This is a genomic window from Streptomyces sp. HUAS YS2 (assembly GCF_033343995.1).
In the GTDB taxonomy this organism is placed as follows: domain Bacteria; phylum Actinomycetota; class Actinomycetes; order Streptomycetales; family Streptomycetaceae; genus Streptomyces; species Streptomyces solicathayae.
In genome coordinates, this window is sequence record NZ_CP137573.1 from 4283957 (window position 1) to 4308511 (window position 24555).

Consider the following 24555-nt stretch of genomic DNA (forward strand, 5'->3'; position numbering starts at 1 on the left):
TCTCCTGATGCTGAGATGAACTCGGGGGCGGCATGCGGGAGTTAGGGCCGGGAGATCCGTCGGTGATCGGCCCGTACCGGCTGACCGGGCTGCTCGGCGAGGGCGGGATGGGACGCGTCTATCTGGGCCGGTCGGTCAGCGGCCGACAGGTCGCCGTGAAGGTGGTCCGCTCCGAGCACGCCGCCGATCCGGGCTTCCGGCGGCGGTTCCGCCGTGAGATCGAGGCGGCCCGGGCCGTCGGTGGCTTCTGGACGGCCCCGGTCGTCGACGCGGACCCGGAGGCGGCCTCCCCATGGGTGGCGAGCGCGTACATCGAGGCCCCGGAACTCGGCGAGCTGGTCCGCCGGGACGGCCCGATGGGCGAGGCGGCGTTACGGGGCCTGGCGACGGGTCTCGCCGAGGCGCTGGACGCCATCCACCGGACGGGGCTCGTGCACCGGGACCTGAAGCCGTCGAACGTGCTGGTCACGACGGACGGGCCGCGGGTCATCGACTTCGGGATCTCCAAGGCCCTGGAGGGCGCGACCGCCCTGACGGGCACGGGGCTCGTGGTCGGCACGCCGGGGTTCATGTCGCCGGAGCAGGCGACGGGCGAGGAGGTCGGGGCCCCGAGCGACGTCTTCTCGCTGGGCGCCGTGCTCGCGTTCGCGGCGACGGGGGAGGGCCCGTTCGGGGCCGGGAGCGTGCCGGCGCTGCTGTACCGCGTCGTCCACGACGTACCGAGGTTGGACGGGGTGCCGGAGGGGCTGCGGGGGCTGGTGGCGCGGTGCCTGGAGAAGGACCCGGGGCGGCGGCCGACGGCGGGAGAGCTGCTGGGGCTGCTGGCCGAGGGGGAGGCGGCGGCGCCGGGCGCGTCCGCGTCGACGGTGGTGGACCCGCAGGCACCGATGTCGACACCGATCCCAGTGCCGACACCGACGACACCGACGACACCGACGGTGACGGTGCCGGGGGCGCCCGGAGAGGCCGCCCGGGACGAGGGGCCGTCGGCCCCCGAGCACTGGGACGCGGGAACGGCGCTGAACTGGGGCGTGACGTGGATGCGACCCGCGTTCGGGGTCGCGGGGGTGTCCATGACGCTCGGCCTTCTGGGGATGTTCTCGGGGTACATGGCGGCTGCGCCTGTGGGTGTGGGCGGGGGAGCCGTCCTCATCATCGTGGTCGGGCTGTCGACCTTGCTCAGGAGGCGGGGCTTCGTCCGGGTGGACGCGCGAGGCCTGGCGTACGACTTCGGCGACCGGAGGTGGCACACCTCCTGGGACGGCATCAACAGCGTCTCGGTCATGGGGTTCGGGGAGGAGTTGGGCAGGGCCCGGTGGATGCTGATGGTCGAGCCGCGCAGCATGCGGGACGTGCCGTACGTCCTGCGGACGCAGGGGCCCAGCAGAAAGGTCGGCACGTTCCTGTGGTACGGGCCGGCGGGGAAGCACGCCGAACTGGCCCGCTTGGACGCGGCCTTGCGCCGGCACGCCCCCGTCGGGACGTACACGCGCCAGCCGCCCCTCGATGCGCTCCTGGGCCGTTGACGGCCCGGACCGGGCTTCATGCCTGAGGAAGCGACTGCTCCCAGCGGCTGCGGGCCTGTTCCTGGGAGCGGAGCAGGACCAGGGTCGGCAGGCCGCGGTCCTGGCCGGTCGCCAGCAGCTCCGGGAGCTGCGGGAGCGGGGCCACCGCGGCGACGTCGTCGAGGACGAGCGCGAGTGGTGGGTCGAGCCGACCGTCGGATGACCGTGCGGCCATGCGGCGGCCGTGCTCGACCACGCTTGCGGTGAGAGCGGTGAGCAGGGGCATTGCGCCGGGGCGGCTGCGCGGGTCCTCGATCGGTTCCCCCACCACGTAAAGGGTGCCCCCTTCACGGACGAAAGATTCCAGTGTCAGCGCATCGGCCCGGTTCGGCGTGCAGGCGTCCCGGATGTGCACGGACGACAGCGCCGCCAGCGCACGCGCCGTCAGCTCCTGCGCCACGTCGCGGCGCTCGGTGTGCGCGGTGAGCTGGGCCTCGAGCAGTCCCGCGTAGCCGCCGGCCGCCTTCGGGTGGGTGCGCAGGATCCGTACCGGCTCGTGCGCGCCGGTGCCCTGGGCCCAGCGGTGCAGCTGCTTGAAGGGGCGCCCGTCGACGGCGGCCGCGTGCAGCCAGCAGCGCAGGAGCGTTTCGGCGGTCTCGGCGACGGCCGCGTCGAGACGGGACGGAGGCCGTACGGGGGCGAGCAGCGCGAGCGCCCGCTCCTGGGCGATCGCGGGATCCTCGCAGCCGCTGGTGGGCGACCAGCGGAGCCGGGCGGGGGTGTCGCACAGGTGCCCCGGGTCGTAGAGGAGGACGGGGCCGAGCTTGGCCCGGGCGTCCTTCGTGTCGTTCCAGAGCGAGGGGTCGGACGTGACGACGAGCACGGCCCCTTCGGCCTCCTGCACCGCCCGCAGCGCCGACGGCCGCCGCGCCGCCGCGGCGCCGTAGACGAGGCGGGGGGTACGGGGGGAGGGGACGGGGAGCGGGTCCGGGTGCGCGGGGGGCTCGGACGAGGGCTGGGGGGCCGTGGCCTCGACGAGGGCCGCCTCGACGACGGGCTGGGGCGCGGGTTCGAGCCGGGGCTCGGGCGCGGGTGCGCGCACAGGCTGGGGTTCCGGTTCCCGTACGGGCTCGGGCTCGGCCTCCCGTACCGGCTGCGGAGCCGCCGCCGGAGCCGCCGTCTTCGCCGCGCCGCCCCGTTGCCGTACCGCCTTCCACCGCGCCAGCGTGCCGACGACGAACACCGCGAGCACCGCCAGCACCATCAGCTCACCGATCAGCAGCCCCCAGAACAGCCCGTAGCCGGAGAGCTGGCCCGGCGGGGTGGCCGGCCAGGCCGCCGCCAGGTCCTGCGGGGCGCCGAGGAGCGAGCGGGCGGCCAGTGGCGTCCGGGCGAAGGTGACTCCGTCCGGCCAGGCACCGTGCGCGAACAGGCCGGCGAGGCCCGTCGCCGTCCAGATCAGGACCGTGAGGCCGACCAGGAACCCGAGCAGCCCCACCAGGAGGCCGTCCGGGATCCCGCCGCCCTCGCGCCGTTCCCCGTGCCGTTCGTCGCGCCGTTCCACCGCCACCGCCGTATGCCCTGTCGTCGCCTACGCCACCGTCGACTCGGAGGACTCGCCGAGCTCCGCCCGCTGCTGCTGTTCGATCAGCGCGGCCCGGCGCTCCGCCTCCCACTCCGCCTCCTGGACGTCGTCCGGCAGCGAGGCCTCGGTCATGGCCCGGTCCGTGTAGACCAATGGCCGTTCCGCCTCCGTGATCAGGTGTTTGACCACCTGCACGTTGCCGTTGACGTCCCAGACCGCGATGCCCGGGGTGAGCGTCGGGATGATCTCGACCGCCCACCGGGGCAGGCCGAGGACCCGGCCCGTCGCCCGTGCCTCGTCCGCCTTCTGGGCGTAGATGGTCCGGGTCGAGGCCATCTTCAGGATGGCCGCGGCCTCCTTGGCCGCCGCCCCGTCCACGACGTCGGACAGGTGGTGGACCACCGCCACGAACGACAGGCCGAGCCGGCGCCCGAACTTCAGCAGCCGCTGGAACAGCTGGGCCACGAAGGGGCTGTTGATGATGTGCCAGGCCTCCTCGACCAGGAAGATGCGCTTCTTCCGGTCGGGGCGGATCCAGGTGTGCTCCAGCCACACGCCGACGATCGCCATCAGGATCGGCATCGCGATCGAGTTGCGGTCGATGTGCGAGAGGTCGAAGACGATCAGCGGCGCGTCGAGGTCGATGCCGACGGTCGTCGGCCCGTCGAACATGCCGCGCAGGTCGCCGTCGACCAGCCGGTCCAGGACGAGTGCGACGTCCAGGCCCCAGGCCCGTACGTCGTCTATGTCGACGTTCATCGCCTCGGCGGACTCCGCCTCGGGGTGGCGCAGTTGCTCGACGATGTCGGTGAGGATCGGCTGCCGGTCGGTGATGTGGTCGTTGACGTACGCGTGCGCCACCTTCAGCGCAAAGCCGGAGCGCTCGTCCAGGCCGTGCCCCATCGCCACCTCGATGATCGTCCGGAGCAGCGCGAGCTGGCCGGTGGTGGTGATCGAGGGGTCGAGCGGGTTGAGCCGGATGCCGTCGTCGACGGCGACCATCGGGTCGAGCCGGATCGGCGTTATCCCCAGCTCCTGGGCGATGAGGTTCCACTCGCCGACACCGTCCTCGCCCTGCGCGTCGAGGACGACGACCTGGCGGTCGCGGAACCGCAACTGCCGGAGCACGTACGTCTTCTCGAGCGCCGACTTGCCGTTGCCGGATTCGCCGAGGACGAGCCAGTGCGGGGCGGGGAGCTGCTGGCCGTACAGCTGGAAGGGGTCGTAGATGTAGCCCTTGCCGCTGTACACCTCGCGGCCGATGATCACGCCCGAGTCGCCGAGGCCGGGCGCGGCCGTCGGCAGGTAGACGGCCTGGGCCTGTCCGGTGGACGTCCGTACCGGCAGCCGGGTCGTCTCGACCTTGCCGAAGAGGAAGGAGGTGAAGGCTTCGGTCAGGACGGACAGCGGATCTCGCATCAGGATCAGGGCCCCTATCGGCGCTAGGCCGTGCTCAGCGTCGGATGCCGGTCGCGAACGGCAAGGTGTTCACAAAGGCCCGGTGGTGCTCGCGGTCGCACCACTCCAGCTTCAGATACGACTTGCCGGCGGAGGCCCTGATCGTGCGCTTGTCCCTGGCCAGGGCTTCGGGGGAACGCGACGACACAGTGATGTACCCGACGAGGTTGACGCCTGCCGCGCCGCTGGCGAGATCTTCACCCCGCTGGTCGAGCCGGCCGTGCGCGGCGATGTCGCGCGGGTCGACCGTGCGGTTCATCTTGGCGGCGCGGTTGGCCTCGGCCTCGTCGTTCGTCTTCTCGGTCAGCATCCGCTCGATGGCGATCTCGGTCGGCTCCAGGTCCATGGTGACGGCGACCGTGCGGATGACGTCCGGGGTGTGGACGAGCAGCGGGGCGAGGAAGTTGACGCCGACGGGCGTCATCGGCCATTCCTTCACCCAGGCGGTGGCGTGGCACCAGGGCGCGCGGGTGGACGACTCGCGGGTCTTGGCCTGCAGGAACGTCGGCTCGACGGCGTCCAGCTCGGCCGGCCAAGCGTTTCGTTTCGTCATCGCCTGGATGTGGTCGATGGGGTGGTCCGGGTCGTACATGGAGTGCACGAGGGACGCGAGCCGGGACTGGCCGAGGGGCTGCCGTACCCGGATGTCCGCCTCGGCGAGCCGGGCGCAGATGTCCGTCAGCTCACGGGCCATGACGACGGCGAGCCCGGCGTCCTGGTCGAGCTTCTTCGTACCGGCCGCCTGGCGGGCGGCGCGGGCCATGGCGTTGGCCTCGGCGGCGAGTTCGCGGGTGTAGTGCATGCACGCGACGAGGTAGGCGCGGTGCTGCTCGCTGGAGGTGGAGACCATCGACTGGAGCTGGTCGTACGACTGCTGGAGCCAGGCCGGGGCCTGCCTGTCGCCGCGCTGGGCGACGTCCTTGGCGTGCGCGTCCGGGTCGGCGGGCAGGGTGCGGGCCAGCATCTGCAGGCGGGTGACGAAGCCGTCCCCGTTGGCGACGTGCTTGAGCAGCGTGCCGAACCGGTCGACCAGCGCCTCCTGGTCCTCGCTGTCGCGCAGGCCGACGCCGGGGCCCTCGATCTCGATGGCGGCGGTGACGGTACGCCGGTCGGCGTGCAGCAGTACGGCGATCTCGTCCGGCCCGAACGGGGCGGACAGCCAGCTGATCCGCCCGATGCCGGGCGGCGGGCCGATCTCCACCTCACGCCCGTCGAGCCTGGTGCCGGCCTCGGCGGCCCCGGAACGGTAGGCGGTGCCGCGCTTGAGGATGCGCTTGTAACTGCGGTTGATTTCAAACCATTTGTAGAAGGTGCGGTGCTTGTACGGCACGTACACGGCGGCCAGCGCCAGCATCGGGAAGCCGGTGAGCAGCACGATCCGCAGGGACAGGACGGGGACCAGCAGTCCGCTCATCATGCCGAGGAACGCGCCCGCGATGATCAGCGCGATCTCGCCGGTCTCGCGGTTCTTGCCGACGATCGCGTTCGGCCGGGCGCGGCCGATCAGATACGTGCGGCGGGGCGCGACCGCATGGGACTGGGTCGTCAACGCCCTCCACCTCCTGTGCTTCCTGTGCTCTTGCGGTTGCTGTGCGGGGTGCCGGTGGTCGGGGCGGCGCTGCCGCTACCGCCGCTGCGCGGCGGCGGCGGGGGTGCGGCGGAGGGGACAGATCCGCCGCCGCCCCCGCGGCTGCTGTGGGCGGCGACGCCCCCGGAGACCGCGTTGGCGGGGCGCGCGGCCTGCGAGCCGCTGTTCCCTCCGCCGCCTCCGTTGTCGCGGGTGCTGTGGGTCTTGATGCCTTGCGAGACGAGCGAGGCGGGGGAGGAGATGACGGCGGCGGCGGCGTTCTCGCCGGCGCGGTGCAGGCGGTTGTTCCGGGAGGCGACGATCTCGTCGCCGAAGCCCGGCACGAACCGGTAGATCATCGCCGAGGCGAAGATCGCGAGCAGGATGATGGCCAGCCCGGACACGACGGCGGAGAACGAGTCCGGCCCGGTCCCGGAGCTGAGCGCCCCGGCGAGCCCGAGCACGATCACGATGACCGGCTTGACGAGGATCACCGCGATCATGATCCCGGCCCAGCGGCGGACGTGCCCCCACATGTTCTTGTCGACGAGCCCGGAGTACACGACGACGCCGAGCAGCGCGCCCACGTAGAGCAGGACGGCCCGCAGGAACAGTTCGAGGAACAGCACGCCGGCGGCGAGGACCGTGACGAGCGACACGATGATCAGCATGATCGGCCCGCCGCCGATGCTGTCGCCCTTCTGGAGCGCCTGCTTGAAGCTGCCGAAGAAGACGTCCGTCTGTTGGTTGGTGCCGGAGGCGATGACCTCGGTGACGGAGTCGGTCGCCGACACGACGGTGTAGAGGATCAGCGGCGTGAACGCGGACGCGAGAACGGTCAGCCAGAGGAACCCGATCGCCTCGGACAGCGCGATGGTCAGCGGCACGCCGCGGATGGCCCGCTTGGCGACGGCCAGGAGCCAGAGGAGGAGCGTGAGGAAGGTGGCGGCGGCGAACACGACCGCGTAGCGGGCGAGGAACGCGGAGTTCGTGAAGTCGACGTCGGCGGTCTCTTTGACCGCCTTGGACAGCGCGTCGACGATCGCCACGGCGGCGTCGGCGCAGCCGCGGGCGAGGGAGGTGAGGGGGTCCAGGGCGGAGGTGGGGTCGGGGGTGGTTGCTCCGCCGGTACGGCCGGGTTGGCCGTTTTCGCAGTACTGGCGCGCAGGCCCGGCGATCAGCGCGCATGGGTCGTTGCTCGCGCCGGGTGACGGCGTGGACGAAGGCGTCGGCGTGGGGCTGGGCGCGGCGGACGCGCTGGACGCCAGGGAGAAGGCCGCCACCTGGGCGGCCACGAGGACGCCGAGGACAGAGCGGGTACGAGATCGATGACTAGCGGGCATACGTGAACCCCCCGAACTCCTTGACCGCGTCGGAGATCTCCTCGGACCCTGACACGGGGTTGTCCCCGGTCACGGGCGTGGGGCCGGTCTTCTGCGAGGTGGACAGGACCTTCCAGTCGGAGTTGTTCCACTGGAGCTTGAAGCTCACCGTGAACCAGCCGCTCGTCACCGGCTTGGTGGACCCCTCACCCGTGAGGCCGAACAGCCCGACGCACCACACGTCGACTTCAGCCGTGTCACCCGCGAAGCGTTTGACCTTGGCCCCGGCGGGGACCGTGCGGTTGACGAAGGTCGAGCCGTCCGGCGCGCTGCCGTCGGCGTTCAGGCCGATCTGGGTCCGAAACGCCTGCGAGTAGTCGGCGTCGAAGCCGGACTGGAGCGCTTCGAGCGTGCTCGGATCAGCGATCGAGCGCACAATGTCGTGGCGGCGCTCGTCGTTGAACATGCCGTCAGAACCCAGCAGCACCGCGTAGTTCGACGCCGCGCTCTGCGCGCCCTGCTCGTCCTTCGCCCAGCCTTTGCCCACTGGCACGACCCCCGTCGCCGCCGTCGGCGACACACCCGGGTTCTTCGCGCCGTCCGTGCCCGTGTCGGCGTCCCCCCCGTTGCCGCGGTTCGCGAAGGCGATCGCCGCGATCAGGAGGACCACCACGCCGACCACCGTGATGAGCGACCGCGATCCGCGCGCGGCGGGGCGGCGGCCGCCGTAGGGGTCGCCGGTGGCACCCTCCGGGAGGCGCGTACGTGTCTGGCGCGCGCCGCCCACACCGCCCTCGTAGCCGTCGTTCTCGTCGCCGAGGCTCATGCCGGGTACGCCCCCTCAACCCTTCGCGGGTTCGACAGTGGTCGTGCTGCTCTCACGGTGTGGTGACTGGACATCAGGGGAGGTCAGACAGCCATTCCGTACACGATGGTGAACAGCGTCCCCAGCGAGCCGATGATGAAGACGCCGGTCAGGCCGGCCACGATCAGGCCCTTGCCCTGTTCGGCGCTGAACGTGTCCCGGAGGGCGGTCGCGCCGATGCGCTGTTTGGCCGCACCCCAGATCGCGATGCCGAGGCAGAGGAGGATGGCCACCGCCATCACGACCTCGATCATCACGCGGGCCTCGTTCCCCAGGCTCCCGAAAGGCCCCCAGTTAGGGGCGATTCCACCGATGATGGTGGTGATGTCGCCCTTTTCGGCCGCCAGGTACATGTAACTCACCGCCCCTGTTGGGTAGTTCGTTGCCCGTGCCCGATGGCATGGGTCATCGCCCTATCTTCGCTGATGAAACCGCTCGCGTGTGACGGCTTGGCGGCTCTCTTTACCCGATCACCGCACATTTGACCGAACCGGCCGCGCTGACCTGCGGCGGCGCGGGCTGGTTGTATGCGAAGACGCGTATGGTCACTCTGTGTATCACGCAGGGTGACTCCGGGCAATTACTGTCGTTGTTACACCTCAGGGCGCGTACGCGTCGGGGTGCGGGGTCTCCGCGTGCCGCGACGGCCGGTCATGCGGGTGCGGGCCGGGGTGAGGCGCTAGGGGTGAACGGTCTTGCCCGCTTCTGGTGGGGCCGCCCTCTTTCCGAGTGTGGCGTGCTCCGGTGCCGCGTCAAGGGCGCTCCTGCGTCGCGTCGCTTCGCGATTTCGCTTCGCTCCACCCTTGACCCACCACCGGAGCACGCCTTTTCACACTCGGAGGGCGGCCCGTGGGGACGGGTCCACGCGGGTGCGCCGCTGTGCGCCGGGGCCGTGGGCGTCGGCAGGCCCGTGGGTGGGTTGCGCACCAGTGCAATGGGTTTGCCCAATGCCGTCTCGGCGGCAGCCGGCCGCCACGGGGCTGGCTTCATGCCCGGCTGGTCATTGCCCGGTGGTGGGGGAGGGAGCGCGGCCGGTGCGCCGCGTCGTGAGCGCAGCCGCCGCCACCCTCTTCGCGGACAGGGTGAACGCCATGCTGCCGGAGCGCGCCACGGGTGAAGGGGAGGTCGACGGCACCACGCTCGTCGTCACCCGCAGCTTGAGGATCGCTGCCGCCGCCCAAGACGAGCTGGAAGACGACTGGCTGTTGTCGGCCGGCCGCAAGCGCGCGGGGTACGCCGCCGTGGCCGCGATGGCGCTCTTCGCGGTGGCCGCGGGGTTCGTCGGCAGGGATCCGAGCCGCGCGATCGCTGTGCTGCTGCTCGGGGAAGTCGGCGTGGGGATCGCGTTCCACGCCTCCCACGACTTTCCGGGTCTGTGGAGGCTGTGGTACCTGCCTCGCCACGGCATCACCGTGGACGCTCAGCAGGTCTTCCGGAACGGCTACACCACCAACGCGTACGTGGATTCCGACGGCGTGACCCGTTACATCCGAGGCAGTGACAAGGGCAGGCCCATTCGTGTCGCCTACCATCCGCAGAAGCCGGAGATCGCCGTCCGCTGCCCGGGGCCGGGCTCCATGAGAAGCCAAGTGATCTGGTTCTTGGTCATCAGCGCTTTCGCCGCCTCCTTCCTCTACGGCGCGTACGCCCTGGCCCTCCCTGCCTTTGGGGTCTGACACCGACGTAAGCGAACTATTGCCGCCCGGGTGTCGCCTCCTGAGTCACACCACGCAACACCCGCCCCACCCTTGCTCTTAATCTCTTCGTTAGTGCGCGCCGGGCAATGACCAGCGGGGCATGAGGCCCGGCCCCGGGACGGCCGCCGTGCCGCCGAGACGGGATGGGGCACCCCATGCAACTGCCGCGCATCCCACCCACGGGCGCGGCAGCCGCCCACGGTGGCACGCGCCAACCGGCCTGTTCGCGTGGACCCCGTCCCACCCGCCTCTTGAGGACCCGGCCCACCCCAAGCACCTCAGGTCGACCCGCACCTGCATGACCGTCACCGTCACCGGTTCCGGTTGCGGCGCCGCCTCGCGTACGCCACCGTCAGCACGGCCAGCAGCGGGCCCCACAGCAGCAGCGGGGCGTAGCAGACGTAGAACGACGCGGCCTCCCAACCGCCGGCCTCGCTGGGGAAGTCCGCGGGCAGTTCGTCGCCCCGGATCGTCGTGCCCGCCAGCTGGCTGACCACCGTCAGAACGCTGAACAGCAGCGTCACGAACGCCGCCCCGAGGGACCCCAGGACGACCACCGGCGTCGTGGGCACCCTCCGCCCTCGCAGCAGCGGGATCCAGGCCGGGAACACCTCGCCCCACCGGGCGATCAGGCCGATCGCCGTGAAGGCGACCGCCTCGGAGAACAGCGACAGGAACACGATGTACAGCCGCTCGCCGATCCCGATGCCCGTGTCGAACGCGGCGGGAAGTCGCCACAGCCCGGCCGGCAGAACGGTGAGCGGGACGGCGTACGCGAGCAGTCGCATCCGCCGGGACACTCCGTCGGCCGGTTCGTGCGCCGACCGCCACGCGGCGCGAAGGCGCCCGGGTCGGACAGCGACGGCGGGTTCCTTGACGTGCGGGGTCGGCTGCATGGGCGGTCCTCGGTTCCGGTGGGCCCGGGCCGGCCCGCTCGGTCTCGACGCTCGCAGCCGGCGGCCCACCGGGCATCGCCCAGCGGGCCGCACCTGCTCCGCCGCGCAGCGGAGGGGGCGGTGCGACCGAAGAGTGAGCCCTTGTTTAAGCGTGTAAACAAGCTATCGGGAGGGGTTCATGCCTGACGCAAATCGCACCGAGGGCTCCAAGAGCACGAACGAACTGAGCGCCGTCGCAGACCTCCTGTGGCGCGCGGATGCCGACCGCGCCGAGCAAGCCCGTCCCCGGCTGGGCGTCGACCTGATCGTGCGTACCGCGGTCGCCGTCGCCGACGCCGAAGGTCTGGACGGGCTCTCGATGCAGCGCGTGGCGTCCGAACTGGGCTGTACCGCGATGGCGCTCTACCGGCACGTCGCGAGCAAGGACCAGCTCATCGCGGCGATGACCGACGCCGCCACCGGCCGGCCACCCGCGACCTCCTCGCCCGACACGACATGGCGCACCGAGGTCGAGTCGTGGGTGCAGGCGCTGTGGGGCGTCTACCTCGGTCACCCGTGGATGCTGCAGGCGAAGACGCTGAGCGCACCGGTCGGCCCGAACGAACTGGCGTGGCTGGAGGCCCTGCTGGCCCCTCTCCACCGCGCCGGACTCGACCACGGCGAGCTGATTCCGCTCGCCACCTTCGTCTCCAGCGCTGTGCGCGACCTGGCACGGGTCGCCACCGAACTCGACCCCGCAAAGGCCGCCGCCTACGGCCAGGTCCTGGCCGAGCGCCTGGACCCGGATCGATTCCCCACCCTGTGCTCGCTCTTGGGCACTGAGGGGCTCGACGACGAGGAGGACGGCGACGTCACTCCCATCGTCCGCCACGGCATGCAGTGCCTGCTGGACGGCATCGAGACCCGACTGGCATCCCCTGACGTACGACGGAAGGAAGCACGGGATGAATGACATCCGCTTAGGACGGCTCATGGGCGTCTGCGGCGTCGCCGCCGGCGCACTCGCCGCAGTCAGCGTCCCCCTCTACTTCGTGTACTCCGGAGCACCGCCGGCATCGAACGTGCTGGCCAGGATCCTGCTGAACATCCTGACGTGCGGTGCGCTCCTGGTCTTCCTCACGGGGCTGCGCCATCTGATCCGGAGCGCGGGCCCCGAGTTCGAGTGGCCGGCGAGTCTGGTGTTCGGCTCCGGGCTGGCCTACGTCCCACGCGAACATGCTCCTGCACGGCTCGGTGGGCCCGGCTCCTGACGGCGATCCTGCTGACGGCCGCCGGATACGCGATCCTGCGCAGTGGAACGCTGCCGCGCTGGACCGGACGCCTCGCCTACGCCGTCGCGATCGTCAACCTCGCGTTCGTTCCGTCCCTGTTCTTCGGGACGGACGCGGCCGACTTCTACAGTGCGGTCGGCTGGGGCAACACCGCCATGACTGCCGCGCTGGTCGTCTACTGGGCCCTGGCCGTCGGCATCACGGTCCTGAAGCGCTCGTCGCGGCCGCTCACGCGGCCCGCCTGACGGCAGTCTGACCGCCGACGCCACGAGCCGTGCGATGCGGCCGCGGCGTCGGCGACTCCGGCCGCTCCCGGCGCTCCTGGCCGCTCAGCCGCCCGTGGTGCCCACGCAGGCCTCGTTGCCCTCGGGGTCGGCCAGCACCCAGTGGCCCGGTGCGTGCTCGTCCGTCACGAGCGTCCCGCCCGCCGCGATCGCCGCGGCGATCCGGGCCTGGGCCCGGTCGTACGGCACCCACACGTCGACGTGCACCCGGTTGCGCTGTGGCCGCGCCGCGTCCATCTCCTGGAAGTAGAACGGGGCGCCGCGCCCCTGCGGATCGACCAGGTCCTCACCGCTCCCGGCCCGCTCCTCGTACCCGAGCAGCGCCCGCCAGAACGGTGTGACCTTCTCGATCGCCAGGGCGTCCACGGTCACCTGGACCGTCTGCACGGCGGACGGGTCCGCCGTGAGGCCCAGCTCGTGTGCCACGGCCGAGATCTCCCGGGCGAGCGTCACGTGCCGCTCGGTCATTCCGTAGTACTCCGCCGTCAGCGTGATCAGCCGGACGGTCACGCCCTCGGCCCGCAGGTCGATGTCGGGCCCTTCCCCGACCCGCTCCCCGATCGCCTGCACGAACCGCACGCCCGCCGCGAACGATCCCGTACGGAAGTACGCACACGCGCCCTCGCCGAGGACCCGCCAGTCCTCCGTCCCCGCGGCCTCGTGGAACTGCCGCGGCCGGATCCGTACGAGGTGGTCGAACTCGCCGTCCCGCGCGCCGCGGGCGAAGGCGTCCCAGTTCGCCCGGGACGTCGTCACGACGGCGCCCCCGTCCACGTCCCGCAGCCGGACGACGCCGTCGGGGCCGGGCAGGACCTCGATCTCGTCGTAGGTGAAGGGCCCGCCCGCCCGGACAGAGTCCAGGAGCGCGCGGAAGCGGGCGGGGGTGGTGGTGACTATGGAGCCGGTGGGGTCGTCGGACTCGGTGAGAGCGATGTTGCCGTCGGCGGTGGCGGCTGCGTGCAGGCAGGCTTCGCCCTGCGGGCAGTACGAGGACTTCTGCCAGGCGTACGAGGTCATCGGGCTCCCCTTCACAGGCTCTGGGCCAGGTTGTGGATGAGTTCGCGCGACCAACCCACTTCCCCACTTGGAGACTTCCATGGCCACCGTAGCCCCCGCGTTCCCGCCACAGGTCGAGTGGGCTGGGAGTGTCATGTGACATAGAGATGTCAAGGGGCCCTGGTTCGCGGGGAGTTCATCGATCGCGGGTACGTTGGGGGCGTGACCGACATCGAATCGCGGATCGACACGTCCCGGCCCCATACCGCCCGGATATGGAACTACTGGACCGGCGGCAAGGACAACTATCCCGTCGACCGGGCGGCGGGCGACCAGATCCGGGAGCTGCATCCCGGGATCGGGGAGTACGCCAAGGCCGACCGGCTGTTCCTGGGGCGGGCGGTGCGGTATCTGGCCGAGGAGGAGGGCATCCGGCAGTTCCTGGACATCGGGACCGGGCTGCCGAGCGCCGACAACACGCACGAGGTCGCGCAGCGCGTCGCGCCGGAGTCCCGTGTCGTCTACGTGGACAACGACCCGCTCGTGCTCGCCCACGCCCGTGCACTGCTCGTGGGCACGCCCGAGGGCCGTACGGACTACCTGGACGCGGACCTGCGGGACGTCGACACGATCCTCGCCGCCGCCTCGAAGACGCTCGACCTCTCGCAGCCCGTCGCGCTGATGCTGCTCGGCGTCGTCATCTTCATCGAGGACGACGAGGAGTCGTACGGGATCGTGCGGAAGCTCATGGACGCGCTCGCTCCCGGAAGCCACCTGGTCCTCTCCCACACGGTCAAGCACCCCGAGATGCCGGACGTCGACGCGGCGGTGGCGTTCTGGAACGAGCACGGGACCCCGAAGCTCACCCAGCGCACCCCCGACGCCGTCGCGCGCTACTTCGACGGGCTGGAGCTGTTGGAGCCCGGTGTGGTCTCGTGCTCGGCGTGGCGGCCGGAGACGCCTGCGGCCGACGTCGCGATGTACGCGGGCGTCGGCCGGAAGTGACGGCGGGGGCCGGCACCCGTCAGTTCGCCAGGATCAGGGCGGCGACGACCGGGGCCACGTACACCAGCGGGAACGGGATGTGGGCGTACGAGCGGGCGCGGACCACTGCGATGACGGCCCCGGTGAAGTACAGGACGAGGCAGACGGCCGCCGCGAGACCGAGGACGGGGACGAACAGTCCGGCCAGGAGGCCGAGCGACCCGGCGGCCTTGGCGGTGCCCAGCAGCGGCAGCCAGTTCATCGGGATGCCGTAGTCGGCCATAGGCTGCACCACCCACTGGGCCTTCGTGAAGACCGAGAAGGCCGAGAAGCCGACCAGGGCGGCGGCGACGACGGTGACGATCGTGGTGGCGGTCGAGGCGGTGAAGTCGACGTTCATGGTCGGGGCTCCTCAGCGGCGTTCGTGTGGGTCGGGCTCGGTGGTTCGCTGTTGTCGTTCACTGGCTTGACCCGCGCCGGGGGACCGATGTGACAGGTCCGCCGAGAATTTTTTTGAGTACGCGATGAGTACGCCTTGAGTACCCGCGCCGAGGCGCCCCGTCCGCCCCGCGCGGTGTCATGGACGCATGACGACGAACCGGCCCGCGACCGCCACCGCCGCCCGCTCCACCGACCCCCGCTGGGACAAGGTGTATGCCCGGGCGCACTGGGCCGCGCAGCGGAAGCTGCCGCGCCGGCCCGAGGAGCGGGACACGACGGCGTGGGTGCCGTCGGTCGTGGTCGGGCTCGTGGCGGTCGCGGCGCACTTCTTCGTGCTGCTGGTCTACGGCTTCTCGGCCATGGCCTCGGGCAGCTGCGGCCCCGACGACTGCGCGCCGGGCGTCACGGTGCCGCTCACCGTGATGTCGCTGGCCTACTACGGGATCTTCGTGCTGACCCCGCTCGCGATGGTCGCCGCGCTGGCCCTGCCCTGGCGGGTGCGCTGGCAGCGTGCCCGGCTCGCCGTGGCGTCCATGGGCCTGCTGCCGCATCTGACGGTCATTCTGAGCCTCGTCGCGCTGCTCTCCTTCGGCTGACCACCCTGCCCGCCTAGACTGGGCGGGATGGACTGCCAAGACCCTAGGGGTGGTTGACGGTGCGTAAGGCGTGGATGGTCGCCGGGGTGTCGATCGGGGCCTGCCTGGGCTTCGTCGTGCTCCTCGTCGTCGGCACGTACTCCGCCGCCGCCGGGCTCATCGGGGGTGCGGGGAACGGCAAGAACGGCACCGTGGCGCTCGCCAAGGGCGCGGTTCCGGCCGCGTACCAGGGGCTGGTCCAGAAGTGGGGGAACCTCTGCCCCGCGATCAACCCGGCGCTGCTGGCGGCGCAGCTGTACCAGGAGAGCGGCTGGAACCCGCGGATCGTCAGCCCGGCCAACGCGCAGGGCATCGCGCAGTTCATCCCCGGCACCTGGGCCGGGCACGGCATCGACGGGGACAAGGACGGGGACCGGGACGTCTGGGACCCGAACGACGCGATCCCGAGCGCGGCCTCGTACGACTGCGAGCTCGCGGGGTACGTGAAGAACGTGCCCGGCGACCTCACCAACAACATGCTCGCCGCGTACAACGCCGGCGCGTACCGGGTCATTAAGTCCGGCGGCGTGCCGCGGATCAGCGAGACCCAGAACTACGTGCGGATCATCCGCGAGCTGGAGAAGAGCTTCGCGCGGCCGGTCGGCCGGATCGAGCCGTCGCGGCAGGCGGCCGGGGCGATCTACTTCGCGCAGCAGAAGCTGGGCACGCCGTACCTGTGGGGCGGCAACGGTACGCCGGAGCAGAACGGGCGGTTCGACTGCTCGGGCCTGACGCAGGCCGCGTACCGGACCGTGGACATCGAGCTGCCGCGCGTGGCCAACGACCAGTACAACGCCGGGCCGCATCCGTCGCGGGACGAACTCCTTCCGGGTGACCTGGTGTTCTTCTCGGACGACCTCAGCAACTCGCGGGCCATCCGGCACGTGGGGCTGTACGTCGGCGGCGGCTACATGATCAACGCGCCGTACACTGGGGCCGTCATCCGGTTCGACAAGATCGACACACCGGACTACTTCGGTGCGACCCGGGTCACCAAGGACGGGGCCGCGGCGCTGCCGACCGGCCTGCCGCGCGCCTGACGTCCTGTCGGACGGGGACGGAACTCTCCGTGAAGCCAAGGCCCTGAGCTGCGACGATGTGTCACTCTTCGATAACGTCATAGTGATCGTTCGGTGGAGTCTGGAACGTATGCGCGGAGCGTGTCGTTCCCTAGTTCTGACCACACACGACCACGGGGGCCGGAATACAAGGCAAGGGGCCGCAGCAGATGGCTGGACTCGCATCGGACGGGTCGAACCCCGATGTCAGCCTGCTCTACGACATCAACGGACTCGCGAAGTCGGCACCCCCGTGGTTCGACCGGGTCATGGAATTCGTCGGCGAGTGGGGCATCATGCTCGCGATGGTCATGGTGGTGCTCTGGTGCTGGTGGAGCGTCCGCCGCCGGGGCTCCCTGACGGACTCCGTCTCCGGCGTGGCCGGCATGATCTGGGCCCCGCTCGCGGCCGGCATCGCCCTCCTGGTCAACATCCCCATCCGCGGCTTCGTCGAGCGGCCCCGGCCGTTCAACGACCACGAGGGCATCGAAGTCCTGGTGTCCGGCAAGACGGACTTCTCCTTCGTCAGTGACCACGCCACGATGGCGATGGCGATCGGCGTCGGACTCTTCGTCGCCAACCGCAAGTTCGGTCTCGCCGCGATCGGCCTCGCCCTCGCCGAGGGCTTCTGCCGCGTCTACATGGGCGTGCACTACCCGACCGATGTCGTCGGCGGCTTCGCGCTCGGCACGGCCGTGGCGCTCCTGCTCGCCCCGCTCGCGCTCGCGCTGCTCACCCCGGTCGTCTCCGCCGTCGCCCGCTCGCCGCGGGTCGGCAGGCTCGTACGGTCCCGGAAGGCGGACCTGCCGCTGACCGAGGCGGTCGACATCCCGGAGCCCCGCATCGGTTCGGGGGAGAACGACCTGGCGGCCTGAGGTCGGGCCTGCCCTCTCCCGATCGGCGGGGGCGGCCTACCGACTCGCCCCACGAGCCTCTACGGAGTCCCCTACGGCCTCCTGCGTGCCCCTACGACACCCCTACGAATCCTTCTGCGGCGGCGCCAAGTGCGCCGCCGCGTCCGTTCGCGCGCGCTCCCGCGATCTGCGGGCCGGCCCCGTCCAGCCGCAGCTGCACCGGGCTACCGCGAACGAGCCGCGTTCCGTCGTGGACGTCTGATGGAGGGGCTGGTCGTGCACCTCTCCACGGTACTTCGCGTGACGAGTGCCCGAGGCCGTCGTTAGGACGGCTGGGTGGGTTCGGGCAATCGGCGGGACCGCGTTGGGGGTTGGCAGGCGATGGTGGTGCAGCAGCACAGGCTCAGAGGCGGGACGGTCGCCGTCGCCGCCGCCGTGGTCGGAGTGACGGCCCTCACCGGTTCCCTCAGCGGCTGTTCCGGTGGCCGGGCCGACGCCCGGACCGGCGAGGCCGACCCGACGCGGACGGTGCGGGACGCCTCGGTGGTGCTGGCCCACGCCGGTACGTCGAAGACGCGGACGTCCATGGAGATGGCGACCGGCGGCACCCGGGTCACGATCCGCGGCGAAGGCACGTACGACTTCCGGCAGCGCGTCGGCCGGCTGAAGGTCGTGCTGCCCACGGACGCCTCCGGGGCCGAGGAGCACCGGCCGATCACCGAGCTGCTCGCCCCCGGCGCGCTGTACATGAAGAACCGCGGCGCGGGGGTGCCCGCCGACAAGTGGGTGCGGATCGACACCACCACGCTCACCGACGGCAACCTCGTCACCGGCGGGGCGACCGACCCGGCCGCGGCGGCCGAGCTGCTGCGGGGCGCACGCGAGGTGCGGTACGTCGGACAGCTGGACCTCGCCGGGGTGCGGGTGCGCCACTACCGGGGGACCACCGACATCGCGCGGGCCGCGCGGGCCGCGTCGCCGCAGGTGCGGGGCGCGCTGGCGGCGGCGGCGAAAGGGTTCGCCAACGACGCGGTGCCGTTCGACGCGTACCTGGACGACGAGGGGCGGCTGCGCAAGGTGCGGCACCGCTTCAGCTACCTGAACCAGGGGCGGACGGTCGCGGTCGCGTCGACGACGCTGCTGTTCGGCTTCGGGACGCCGGTCGAGGTGCGGCTGCCGGACGCGGAGGACATCTACGCGGGGCGGATCGAGGCGTAACGGCCGTCGGCGGGGCGGTGTGTGGGCCGCCGGTGGGCGGAGTGGGCCACCGGCGGGGCGGTGTGGGCCAAGGCGCAAATGGTCCTGACGTGTCATGCGCGCTGCGTGCCGTGCTCCCTACGCTTGGAGACCGACACCGGCTAGGAAGAGGTGAATGCGCGTGGCCCCGCCCACTCCGACGACCGTCCTGGACCACGACCACATCGCCCTCGCCGAGATCGAGCTGTGCGGTGAGCTGATGATCGCGGCGTCCGCCGCCGACGGGGAACGGCTCAGCCCGGACCGCATCGACGAGGTGCTCAGGATCGACGAGGTGCTCAAGGCGACCGCCGCCGACGTGCGGCGGCGTTGAGACCGCGGCGGCGCGGTGGCTTCCACGCCGCGCCGTACGCCGCGGCCGGATTCCGCCACCGGCGGCCGGCCTCAGGTCCGCATCATGCGGGCGATGGCCTTCGTGGCCTCCTCGACCTTCGCCTCGATCTCGTCGCCGCCGGTACGGGCCGCGTCGGCCACGCAGTGCCGCAGGTGCTCCTCCAGGAGCTGCAGCGCGAAGGACTGGAGCGCCTTGGTGGACGCGGAGACCTGCGTGAGTATGTCGATGCAGTAGACGTCCTCGTCGACCATCCGCTGGAGTCCGCGGATCTGGCCCTCGATGCGGCGCAGCCGCTTGAGGTGCTCGTCCTTCTGCTTGTGGTACCCGTGCACGCCGTGGTCATGGTCGGTGGGCTCGACGGCCTCGGGGGTGACCTGGTCCGCCTCGGTGGTCGTCATCGCGTCCTCCCGCTGTCCAGAGGGGGTTGGTATACCCCTCGTGGGTATATGATACCGGGCCCTGCGCCTCCGGGCGGGGGTCCGTGCAGATCACTGTGCCTGATGGGCGACACTGAAAGACGCCGGTTAGCCGTGGCCGGATGATGCGCCTAGCATCAGCCTGACCGAAACCCATGCACCCCGAGGACCCCACGTGCGCTTTCGTCTGACCCCCAGGGAGACGAGCTTCTACGACATGTTCGCCGCTTCCGCGGACAACATCGTCACGGGCTCGAAGCTCCTGATGGAACTGCTCGGAGCGGACTCCTCCGCCCGGGCCGAGATCGCGGAGCGGATGCGGGCAGCGGAGCACGCGGGCGACGACGCCACGCACGCGATCTTCCACCAGCTGAACTCCTCGTTCATCACGCCGTTCGACCGCGAGGACATCTACAACCTCGCGTCCTCCCTCGACGACATCATGGACTTCATGGAGGAGGCCGTCGACCTGGTCGTCCTCTACAACATCGAGGAACTGCCCAAGGGCGTCGAGCAGCAGATCGAGGTGCTGGCCCGCGCGGCGGAGCTGACCGCCGAGGCGATGCCGCACCTGCGGACGATGGAGAACCTCACCGAGTACTGGATCGAGGTCAACCGGCTCGAGAACCAGGCCGACCAGATCCACCGCAAGCTGCTCGCGACGCTCTTCAACGGCAAGTACGACGCCATCGAGGTGCTCAAGCTCAAGCAGGTCGTGGATGTGCTGGAAGAGGCGGCCGACGCCTTCGAGCACGTGGCCAACACGGTGGAGACCATCGCGGTCAAGGAGTCCTGAGGCTTCGTGGACACCTTTGCGCTGATCGTGACCATCGGTGTCGCGCTCGGCTTCACGTATACGAACGGTTTCCACGACTCGGCGAACGCGATCGCCACGTCGGTCTCCACGCGGGCGCTGACGCCGCGCGCGGCGCTGGCGATGGCGGCCGTCATGAACCTCGCCGGAGCGTTCCTCGGCAGCGGGGTCGCCAAGACCGTCAGTGAGGGCCTGATCGAGACGCCCGAGGGCGACAAGGGGATGGGCATCCTCTTCGCCGCGCTCGTCGGCGCGATCATCTGGAACCTGGTGACCTGGTACTTCGGTCTGCCGTCCTCGTCCTCGCACGCGCTGTTCGGCGGCATGGTGGGCGCGGCGCTGGCCGGCGGGACCGAGGTGATCTGGTCGGGCGTCCTCGACAAGGTCGTGATCCCGATGTTCATCTCGCCGGTGGTCGGCCTGGTGGCCGGCTACCTGGTGATGTGCGTGATCCTGTGGATGTTCCGCAAGGCGAACCCGCACAAGGCGAAGCGCGGTTTCCGCATCGCCCAGACGGTGTCCGCGGCGGGCATGGCGCTCGGCCACGGTCTGCAGGACGCGCAGAAGACGATGGGCATCGTGGTGATGGCCCTGGTCATCGCCGACGTGCAGCAGGCGGGCGACGAGATCCCGGTGTGGGTGAAGATCGCCTGTGCGGTGATGCTGTCGCTCGGTACGTACGCGGGTGGCTGGCGGATCATGCGGACCCTCGGCCGGAAGATCATCGAGCTCGACCCGCCGCAGGGTTTCGCGGCGGAGACGACGGGCGCGTCGATCATGTTCGGCTCGGCGTTCCTCTTCCACGCGCCGATCTCGACGACGCACGTGATCACCTCGGCGATCATGGGCGTCGGCGCGACGAAGCGGGTGAACGCGGTGCGGTGGGGTGTCGCGAAGAACATCATCCTGGGGTGGTTCATCACGATGCCGGCGGCGGCGCTGGTCGCGGCCGCGAGCTATTACGTGGTGGCCTTGATCTTCGGCTGATGGTCCGAAGCGCCTTGCCCCGTCGGGCTGGGGGTTCGGGGGTTATCCCCCGAGGGAATGCAGTATCACGATGCCGGCGGCGGCGCTGGTCGCGGCCGCGAGCTATTACGTGGTGGCCTTGATCTTCGGCTGACGGGTCGCGCCGGACATACGTAAATGGGCCCGCTTCCCTCCAGGAGGGAAGCGGGCCCTTCGGGTGGGCGGTCCTGAGCGGGAGCCGGTCCCCGAGGTTGTGCCCACCCTGATCCTCCCCCTAGGACTTCGTCCTGGGGGACCCCATGCGGAACGTATGCCCACAACGGGGCGGCGACGATTGCCCACAACGGATGCGGCCCGGTCCCTCTCTTGCGAGAGGGACCGGGCCTTCGTCGTGCGGTGGCACCGCCATGCAGCACCGCAGACGGTTCTGGGGTTATCCGAAGCGGCCGGAGATGTAGTCCTCGGTGGCCTGGACGGACGGGTTGGAGAAGATGCGCTCGGTGTCGTCCAGCTCGATCAGCTTGCCGGGCTGGCCGACCGCCGCCAGGTTGAAGAAGGCGGTGCGGTCGGAGACGCGGGCGGCCTGCTGCATGTTGTGCGTCACGATGACGATCGTGAAGCGCTCCTTCAGCTCGCCGATCAGGTCCTCGATCGCCAGCGTCGAGATCGGGTCGAGCGCCGAGCAGGGCTCGTCCATCAGCAGGACGTCCGGCTCGACCGCGATCGCGCGGGCGATGCACAGACGCTGCTGCTGGCCGCCGGAGAGGCCGGAGCCCGGCTTGTTCAGGCGGTCCTTGACCTCGTTCCAGAGGTTCGCGCCCTTCAGCGAGCGCTCGACGATGTCGTTCAGCTCGGACTTCTTGTACTTGCCGTTCAGCCGCAGGCCCGCCGCCACGTTGTCGAAGATCGACATGGTCGGGAACGGGTTGGGGCGCTGGAACACCATGCCGACCGTGCGGCGCACCGCGACCGGGTCGACGCCGGCGCCGTACAGGTTCTCGTCGTCCAGCATCACCTTGCCCTCGACCCGCCCGCCGGGGATGACCTCGTGCATGCGGTTGAGGGTGCGCAGGAACGTGGACTTGCCACAGCCGGAGGGGCCGATGAAGGCCGTCACCGAGCGGGGCTCGACGGTCATCGAGATGTCGTCGATCGCCTTGTGGGCGCCGTAGTACGCGGAAAGGCCGCTGACGTCGATTCGCTTGGCCATCTGAATCACTTCCAATGTGCCGCGGTCAGCGGCCGGTCTTCGGGGCCTTCCAGCGGGCGATGCCGCGGGCCACCAGGTTGAGGATCATGACGAAGGCGATGAGGACGAGCGCGGCGGCCCAGGCACGGGCCATGGCGGCGTCGGTACCGACCGCGTACTGCTCGTACACGTACAGGGGCAGGGAGGCCTGCGCGCCTTCGAAGGGGTTCGGGTTGATGAGCTTCGTACCGAACACGAGGAGCAGGACGGGGGCCGTCTCACCGGTGATGCGGGCGACCGCGAGCATGACGCCCGTGGTGATGCCGCCGATCGCGGTGGGCAGGACCACCTTCAGGATCGTCCGCCACTTCGGGACGCCGAGGGCCAGCGAGGCCTCCCGCAGCTCGTTCGGGACGAGCTTGAGCATCTCCTCGGTGGAGCGGACGACCACCGGCATCATCAGGATCGCGAGGGCCATCGCGCCGGCGAATCCGGAGGGCCCGAAGCCCAGCATCAGATTCCAGGTGGCGAGGATGAAGAGGCCCGCGACGATCGACGGGATGCCCGTCATGACGTCGACGAAGAAGGTGACCGCCTGGGCGAGCTTCCCGCGCCCGTACTCCACCAGGTAGACCGCGGTGAGCAGGCCGATCGGGGCGGCGATGAGCGTGGCGATGCCGACCTGCTCGATGGTGCCGAGCAGCGCGTGGTAGACGCCGCCGCCCTCGTCGGCGTCGAGGACGCCGTTCATCGAGTGGGTCAGGAAGTTCGCGTCCAGGACCTCGATGCCCTTGCTGATCGTCGTCCAGGCCAGCGAAAGCAGCGGGACGACGGCCAGGATGAAGCAGACCCAGACGAGGCTGGTCGCGACCCGGTCCTTGGCCTGGCGGCGGCCCTCCACCTTGGCGGTGACGGCGTACGTGCCGAGGACGAAGAACAGCGCGGCGAGCAGGCCCCACTGGAGGCGGCTGTGCCAGCCGGCGCCGAGGCCGAGGCCGACGGCGGCCGCGATCGAGCCGGCGACGACGGCGATCGGGGTCCAGCGGGGGAGCCGGGCGTGGCTCAGCGGGTCGTGGCGTACGACGGAGTTCACCGGGCGTTCCTGTATGGCGGTCATGCGTTGGCCCCCGAGTACTCCTTGCGGCGGGCGATGATCCAGCGCGCCGCGCCGTTGACCAGCAGGGTGATGGCGAAGAGCACCAGGCCGGAGGCGATCAGCGCGTCACGGCCGAACTCGTTGGCCTCGTTGAACTTGGAGGCGATGTTCTGCGCGAAGGTGCCGCCGCCCGGGTCGAGGAGGTGCCCGGAGATGAGGAAGCTGGGGGAGAGCACGACGGCGACGGCGATCGTCTCGCCGAGCGCGCGGCCCAGGCCCAGCATCGAGGCCGAGATGATGCCGGAGCGGCCGAAGGGCAGCACCGACATGCGGATGACCTCCCAGCGCGTGGCGCCGAGGGCCAGGGCGGCCTCCTCGTGCATGCGCGGGACCTGGAGGAAGACCTCACGGGTGACGTTGGTGATGATCGGCAGGATCATGATCGCCAGCAGGATGCCCACGGTGAACAGGGAGCGGGCGGGGCCGTCGCTGGACTTGTCGAAGATGTACGTCCAGCCCATGTACTGGTCGAGCCACTTGTTCAGGCCGTCCAGGTACGGGACCAGGAAGATCGCGCCCCAGAGGCCGTAGATGATGCTGGGGACGGCGGCGAGTAGGTCGACGACGTACGCGAGCGGCGCGGCGAGCTTGCGCGGCGCGTAGTGCGAGATGAACAGCGCGATGCCGATCGCGACCGGCACGGCGATGGCCATGGCGATGATCGACGAGACGACCGTGCCGAAGGCGAGGACCGCGATGCCGAAGACCGGCGGCTGGCCGGCCGGGTTCCACTCGGAGGTGGTGAGGAAGTTCGTGCTGTCCTGCGAGATGGCGAGCACGGCGCGGTAGCTCAGGAAGACCGCGATCGCGGCCATGATCACGAGCAGGGTGATGCCGGAGCCGCGGGAGAGACCGAGGAAGATGCGGTCTCCGGCGCGGCCGGTGCTCTTGGCACTCCGGCTGTTGTCTATGTCACCGCGCGGTGGCGGTGGGGTGGCTTGCTTGGTTGTCGAAACCATCGGACTCTCCGGTCTGCGGAACCCCGGGGGGTTCCTGGCGGCGGTG

At 70.6% G+C, this 24555-nt stretch carries 26 protein-coding genes; 13 read left to right on the plus strand and 13 right to left on the minus strand.

Annotated elements, in window-relative coordinates; translation table 11 throughout:
• Positions 1–62 precede the first annotated feature (62 nt).
• Positions 63–1526, plus strand: coding sequence for a serine/threonine-protein kinase (locus R2D22_RS19735; RefSeq protein ID WP_318105320.1), 1464 nt, complete (start codon positions 63–65; stop codon positions 1524–1526).
• A 16-nt stretch (positions 1527–1542) separates the two neighbouring features.
• On the opposite strand, the gene R2D22_RS19740 is transcribed toward R2D22_RS19735, so the two are convergent.
• The 6 genes from R2D22_RS19740 to R2D22_RS19765 form a co-directional block, all read right to left on the minus strand.
• Positions 1543–3069, minus strand: a complete 1527-nt coding sequence (locus R2D22_RS19740; protein WP_318105322.1) for a type VI secretion protein — start codon at positions 3067–3069, stop codon at positions 1543–1545.
• Positions 3070–3096: 27 nt separating this feature from the next.
• Positions 3097–4509 (minus strand): ATP-binding protein, encoded by a 1413-nt coding sequence (locus R2D22_RS19745; protein ID WP_318105323.1) that lies wholly within the window; start codon positions 4507–4509, stop codon positions 3097–3099.
• Between the two features lie 34 nt (positions 4510–4543).
• Positions 4544–6097 carry an SCO6880 family protein gene (locus R2D22_RS19750; protein ID WP_318105325.1) on the minus strand — a complete coding sequence of 518 codons (1554 nt, stop codon included), beginning with the start codon at positions 6095–6097 and terminating at the stop codon, positions 4544–4546.
• Positions 6094–7458 carry a hypothetical protein gene (locus R2D22_RS19755; RefSeq protein WP_318105327.1) on the minus strand — a complete coding sequence of 455 codons (1365 nt, stop codon included), beginning with the start codon at positions 7456–7458 and terminating at the stop codon, positions 6094–6096. Before R2D22_RS19755 ends, R2D22_RS19750 begins: the two co-directional genes overlap by 4 nt.
• Positions 7448–8263, minus strand: coding sequence for a hypothetical protein (locus tag R2D22_RS19760; RefSeq protein WP_318105329.1), 816 nt, complete (start codon positions 8261–8263; stop codon positions 7448–7450). Before R2D22_RS19760 ends, R2D22_RS19755 begins: the two co-directional genes overlap by 11 nt.
• An 83-nt stretch (positions 8264–8346) precedes the next feature.
• Complete coding sequence (locus R2D22_RS19765; RefSeq protein WP_017945892.1) at positions 8347–8655, minus strand: hypothetical protein; 309 nt, start codon at positions 8653–8655, stop codon at positions 8347–8349.
• Positions 8656–9336: 681 nt separating this feature from the next.
• Here R2D22_RS19765 and R2D22_RS19770 point away from each other — a divergent pair.
• Positions 9337–9978, plus strand: coding sequence for a hypothetical protein (locus R2D22_RS19770; RefSeq protein ID WP_318105340.1), 642 nt, complete (start codon positions 9337–9339; stop codon positions 9976–9978).
• 332 nt (positions 9979–10310) lie between these two features.
• Here the strand turns inward: R2D22_RS19770 and R2D22_RS19775 are convergent, their stop codons facing one another.
• Complete coding sequence (locus R2D22_RS19775; RefSeq protein ID WP_318105341.1) at positions 10311–10895, minus strand: hypothetical protein; 585 nt, start codon at positions 10893–10895, stop codon at positions 10311–10313.
• A gap of 178 nt (positions 10896–11073) precedes the next feature.
• Between R2D22_RS19775 and R2D22_RS19780 the strand changes: the two genes are divergently transcribed.
• The 3 genes from R2D22_RS19780 to R2D22_RS19790 are packed head-to-tail and all read left to right on the plus strand — an operon-like array spanning position 11074 to position 12411.
• Positions 11074–11847, plus strand: coding sequence for a TetR/AcrR family transcriptional regulator (locus R2D22_RS19780; protein WP_318105343.1), 774 nt, complete (start codon positions 11074–11076; stop codon positions 11845–11847).
• Complete coding sequence (locus R2D22_RS19785) at positions 11840–12145, plus strand: hypothetical protein (protein WP_318105345.1); 306 nt, start codon at positions 11840–11842, stop codon at positions 12143–12145. The genes R2D22_RS19780 and R2D22_RS19785 overlap by 8 nt, the downstream gene beginning before the upstream one ends.
• The gene (locus R2D22_RS19790) at positions 12058–12411 is read left to right on the plus strand and encodes a hypothetical protein (RefSeq protein ID WP_318105347.1); all 354 of its coding nucleotides are present in this window, start codon (positions 12058–12060) and stop codon (positions 12409–12411) included. The genes R2D22_RS19785 and R2D22_RS19790 overlap by 88 nt, the downstream gene beginning before the upstream one ends.
• Before the next feature lie 84 nt (positions 12412–12495).
• On the opposite strand, the gene R2D22_RS19795 is transcribed toward R2D22_RS19790, so the two are convergent.
• Positions 12496–13467 carry a VOC family protein gene (locus R2D22_RS19795; RefSeq protein ID WP_318105350.1) on the minus strand — a complete coding sequence of 324 codons (972 nt, stop codon included), beginning with the start codon at positions 13465–13467 and terminating at the stop codon, positions 12496–12498.
• A gap of 201 nt (positions 13468–13668) precedes the next feature.
• Here R2D22_RS19795 and R2D22_RS19800 point away from each other — a divergent pair, with 201 nt between their 5' ends.
• Positions 13669–14451, plus strand: a complete 783-nt coding sequence (locus R2D22_RS19800) for an SAM-dependent methyltransferase (protein ID WP_318105351.1) — start codon at positions 13669–13671, stop codon at positions 14449–14451.
• Positions 14452–14470: 19 nt separating this feature from the next.
• Here the strand turns inward: R2D22_RS19800 and R2D22_RS19805 are convergent, their stop codons facing one another.
• Positions 14471–14830, minus strand: coding sequence for a DoxX family protein (locus tag R2D22_RS19805; protein WP_318105354.1), 360 nt, complete (start codon positions 14828–14830; stop codon positions 14471–14473).
• A 187-nt stretch (positions 14831–15017) separates the two neighbouring features.
• Here R2D22_RS19805 and R2D22_RS19810 point away from each other — a divergent pair, with 187 nt between their 5' ends.
• From R2D22_RS19810 to R2D22_RS19830, 5 genes are all read left to right on the plus strand, one after another.
• Positions 15018–15467, plus strand: coding sequence for a hypothetical protein (locus R2D22_RS19810; RefSeq protein ID WP_318105356.1), 450 nt, complete (start codon positions 15018–15020; stop codon positions 15465–15467).
• A gap of 74 nt (positions 15468–15541) precedes the next feature.
• Positions 15542–16546 carry a C40 family peptidase gene (locus R2D22_RS19815; RefSeq protein WP_411977152.1) on the plus strand — a complete coding sequence of 335 codons (1005 nt, stop codon included), beginning with the start codon at positions 15542–15544 and terminating at the stop codon, positions 16544–16546.
• Positions 16547–16734: 188 nt separating this feature from the next.
• Positions 16735–17439: a phosphatase PAP2 family protein gene (locus R2D22_RS19820; protein WP_318105358.1), complete on the plus strand. Its 705-nt coding sequence runs from the start codon at positions 16735–16737 to the stop codon at positions 17437–17439.
• Between the two features lie 360 nt (positions 17440–17799).
• On the plus strand, positions 17800–18636 hold the full coding sequence (locus R2D22_RS19825; protein ID WP_318105361.1) for an SCO4651 family lipoprotein: 837 nt from the start codon (positions 17800–17802) through the stop codon (positions 18634–18636).
• A 154-nt stretch (positions 18637–18790) separates the two neighbouring features.
• Positions 18791–18988, plus strand: coding sequence for a hypothetical protein (locus tag R2D22_RS19830; protein ID WP_318105364.1), 198 nt, complete (start codon positions 18791–18793; stop codon positions 18986–18988).
• A gap of 71 nt (positions 18989–19059) precedes the next feature.
• On the opposite strand, the gene R2D22_RS19835 is transcribed toward R2D22_RS19830, so the two are convergent.
• Positions 19060–19407, minus strand: coding sequence for a metal-sensitive transcriptional regulator (locus R2D22_RS19835; protein WP_318105368.1), 348 nt, complete (start codon positions 19405–19407; stop codon positions 19060–19062).
• Positions 19408–19600: 193 nt separating this feature from the next.
• Between R2D22_RS19835 and R2D22_RS19840 the strand changes: the two genes are divergently transcribed.
• Together R2D22_RS19840 and R2D22_RS19845 are read left to right on the plus strand one after the other, a co-directional pair.
• On the plus strand, positions 19601–20221 hold the full coding sequence (locus R2D22_RS19840) for a DUF47 domain-containing protein (RefSeq protein WP_318105370.1): 621 nt from the start codon (positions 19601–19603) through the stop codon (positions 20219–20221).
• Between the two features lie 6 nt (positions 20222–20227).
• Entirely contained in the window at positions 20228–21226 is a 999-nt protein-coding gene (locus tag R2D22_RS19845) for an inorganic phosphate transporter (protein ID WP_318105373.1), read from the plus strand.
• Between the two features lie 412 nt (positions 21227–21638).
• Here the strand turns inward: R2D22_RS19845 and pstB are convergent, their stop codons facing one another.
• Genes pstB through pstC form a run of 3 tightly spaced genes read right to left on the minus strand, consistent with a single transcriptional unit; the run spans position 21639 to position 24509 of the window.
• Positions 21639–22415 carry a phosphate ABC transporter ATP-binding protein PstB gene (gene pstB, locus R2D22_RS19850; protein WP_318105375.1) on the minus strand — a complete coding sequence of 259 codons (777 nt, stop codon included), beginning with the start codon at positions 22413–22415 and terminating at the stop codon, positions 21639–21641.
• Positions 22416–22440: 25 nt separating this feature from the next.
• Positions 22441–23511: a phosphate ABC transporter permease PstA gene (gene pstA, locus R2D22_RS19855; protein WP_318105377.1), complete on the minus strand. Its 1071-nt coding sequence runs from the start codon at positions 23509–23511 to the stop codon at positions 22441–22443.
• Positions 23508–24509 carry a phosphate ABC transporter permease subunit PstC gene (pstC, locus tag R2D22_RS19860; RefSeq protein WP_318105380.1) on the minus strand — a complete coding sequence of 334 codons (1002 nt, stop codon included), beginning with the start codon at positions 24507–24509 and terminating at the stop codon, positions 23508–23510. The genes pstA and pstC overlap by 4 nt, the downstream gene beginning before the upstream one ends.
• Between the last annotated feature and the right edge of the window lie 46 nt (positions 24510–24555).

Bases quoted from the DNA above. Each gene is read 5' to 3' on its own strand.
- pstB (WP_318105375.1), bottom strand. From the start codon at position 22,415: ATGGCCAAGCGAATCGACGTCAGCGGCCTTTCCGCGTACTACGGCGCC.
- pstA (WP_318105377.1), bottom strand. From the start codon at position 23,511: ATGACCGCCATACAGGAACGCCCGGTGAACTCCGTCGTACGCCACGAC.
- R2D22_RS19755 (WP_318105327.1), bottom strand. From the start codon at position 7,458: ATGCCCGCTAGTCATCGATCTCGTACCCGCTCTGTCCTCGGCGTCCTC.
- R2D22_RS19830 (WP_318105364.1), top strand. From the start codon at position 18,791: ATGCGCGTGGCCCCGCCCACTCCGACGACCGTCCTGGACCACGACCAC.
- R2D22_RS19810 (WP_318105356.1), top strand. From the start codon at position 15,018: ATGACGACGAACCGGCCCGCGACCGCCACCGCCGCCCGCTCCACCGAC.
- R2D22_RS19785 (WP_318105345.1), top strand. From the start codon at position 11,840: ATGAATGACATCCGCTTAGGACGGCTCATGGGCGTCTGCGGCGTCGCC.
- R2D22_RS19775 (WP_318105341.1), bottom strand. From the start codon at position 10,895: ATGCAGCCGACCCCGCACGTCAAGGAACCCGCCGTCGCTGTCCGACCC.
- R2D22_RS19765 (WP_017945892.1), bottom strand. From the start codon at position 8,655: ATGTACCTGGCGGCCGAAAAGGGCGACATCACCACCATCATCGGTGGA.
- R2D22_RS19780 (WP_318105343.1), top strand. From the start codon at position 11,074: ATGCCTGACGCAAATCGCACCGAGGGCTCCAAGAGCACGAACGAACTG.
- R2D22_RS19815 (WP_411977152.1), top strand. From the start codon at position 15,542: ATGGTCGCCGGGGTGTCGATCGGGGCCTGCCTGGGCTTCGTCGTGCTC.
- R2D22_RS19745 (WP_318105323.1), bottom strand. From the start codon at position 4,509: ATGCGAGATCCGCTGTCCGTCCTGACCGAAGCCTTCACCTCCTTCCTC.
- pstC (WP_318105380.1), bottom strand. From the start codon at position 24,509: ATGGTTTCGACAACCAAGCAAGCCACCCCACCGCCACCGCGCGGTGAC.
- R2D22_RS19795 (WP_318105350.1), bottom strand. From the start codon at position 13,467: ATGACCTCGTACGCCTGGCAGAAGTCCTCGTACTGCCCGCAGGGCGAA.
- R2D22_RS19820 (WP_318105358.1), top strand. From the start codon at position 16,735: ATGGCTGGACTCGCATCGGACGGGTCGAACCCCGATGTCAGCCTGCTC.
- R2D22_RS19760 (WP_318105329.1), bottom strand. From the start codon at position 8,263: ATGAGCCTCGGCGACGAGAACGACGGCTACGAGGGCGGTGTGGGCGGC.
- R2D22_RS19805 (WP_318105354.1), bottom strand. From the start codon at position 14,830: ATGAACGTCGACTTCACCGCCTCGACCGCCACCACGATCGTCACCGTC.
- R2D22_RS19825 (WP_318105361.1), top strand. From the start codon at position 17,800: ATGGTGGTGCAGCAGCACAGGCTCAGAGGCGGGACGGTCGCCGTCGCC.
- R2D22_RS19835 (WP_318105368.1), bottom strand. From the start codon at position 19,407: ATGACGACCACCGAGGCGGACCAGGTCACCCCCGAGGCCGTCGAGCCC.